Consider the following 1731-nt stretch of genomic DNA (forward strand, 5'->3'; position numbering starts at 1 on the left):
TAGTCGAGTAGGCGGGGCCTCTCCTTTGGGATTGTGCCCCTTACCCCTCACAGATCCGTACGTGCCCAATTAAGGCATACGGCTCTTCATGACACCCTTAACGTCCATGTCAAAGACGTTTACTAGCATATAAATTCACCATGATTCTGGGTTTAGGTAGTGGATTTCTTGCGAGAAACATGTTAAACTTCTCAATCGTAAACGACTTTTTCTGACTCCGTCTGTTCCTCCATTTTCTTGTTAAATGAAGGACCTCTCGGAAATAGGCATTGATTCCGTCAAAGTTGTCTGACACCCCATAATATTGGTAGTGTCCTTGTAGTTTCCTTCGAATGGACTCTACCAATTCCGGTTCAGGCATGTGTCGATTCTTCCGAATCCAAGCCGTGAAATCCCTCATTCGCATTTGGAATTTCTTTGGACTTGTTTTACGTTTGAGTCGATGTTTTCCATTCTTACCCTTACCCCAATAGTGGCGGAACCCGAGGAAATCAAATGTTCCTGGTTTCCCGTCCCCTCCATTTTCTGCACCTCTGCCAAATCGGATAATTTTGGTTTTCTCTTCGGCAACACTTAAATTAAATTTCTTTAATCTTTGTTGTAATTCGGCATAGAATAGGTCTGCGTCATCCTTCCTTTCGAAGCAACACACAAAGTCATCGGCGAAGCGTGTTATTTCTGCTTTCCCTTTGCACGCTTTTCGCTTCACATATACATCAAACCATAGGTCCAGTACGTAATGGAGATAGACATTCGCTAATATTGGTGATATCACGCCTCCTTGAGGCGTTCCTTCCCTTGTAGCCTCGAACTTTCCATCCTCCATTATCCCAGCTTTTAGAAAGCGTCTGATTAGTCGAAGAAAGTTAGGGTCTGCGATATCATGCTCCAGGAATTTCATTAACCAGTCATGGTCTACATGATTAAAGAATCCCTTAATATCTGCATCCACCACATATCGACACGCTGGATGCATGATATGTTTATCCAAATCCTGTAATGCTTGATGCTGGTTTCTTCCTGGTCGAAAGCCATAAGAAAATCCTTTGAACTTCTGTTCATAAATAGCGTTCAGGATTCTGCTCATGGCCTTTTGAACGATTTTATCTTCAAATGCCGGAATACCTAATGGCCTAACACTTTTCTCGTCTTTTGGAATATAGGTTCTCCTTGACGCTTGTGGCTTATATGCCTGCCGTTTCATTCGAGCCACCAAATCTTCCAGATTTGCTTCTAGGTTCATTCCATACTTTTCTTTGGTTTGTTTATCTATTCCAGCCGCCTTACCAGCTGGAAGTTCTAGATAACAATCCTTTAGTCCCTGTTTATTCAACAGGTGTACTAGAGAGGTGAACCGTTCATTAGGTTTCGTCTTTGCAACTTCCGCTATTCTTGCTAATTTCGTTATCATCTGTTTCCCTACCTCCGCGTGTAGCATCTGTTTCCTTACCAAGATTGATGTCATGTGATTCCCTTCCCTCCGCTGGCATTACACCAGTATCGTCAGTACTATGGAATCATCCGACTCCCTGCAGCCATCTGTCTAACTCCCTTTTAATCGGTCGCTTCGACATACTCTTGTGCTGTTCCTGTCATAGTACTGGCCACAAAAGAGCTAACAGGGTCTCCCGAGTTGCCGCACAATCTACTGTTAACATGCCTGGCTCACTGACCCCGGGGAAGTTCCACCTAGCTCGCCATTTTCACGCTACATGGAATGTTGTTTTCCAG

At 43.8% G+C, this 1731-nt stretch carries 1 protein-coding gene; it reads right to left on the minus strand.

Annotated elements, in window-relative coordinates; genetic code table 11:
* Positions 1-109: 109 nt before the first annotated feature.
* On the minus strand, positions 110-1465 hold the full coding sequence (ltrA, locus tag ACE1TG_RS19645; RefSeq protein WP_375054085.1) for a group II intron reverse transcriptase/maturase: 1356 nt from the start codon (positions 1463-1465) through the stop codon (positions 110-112).
* Positions 1466-1731: the final 266 nt, after the last annotated feature.

The organism is Virgibacillus sp. JSM 102003, from assembly GCF_041949995.1.
Taxonomy (GTDB): Bacteria; Bacillota; Bacilli; order Bacillales; family Amphibacillaceae; genus Lentibacillus.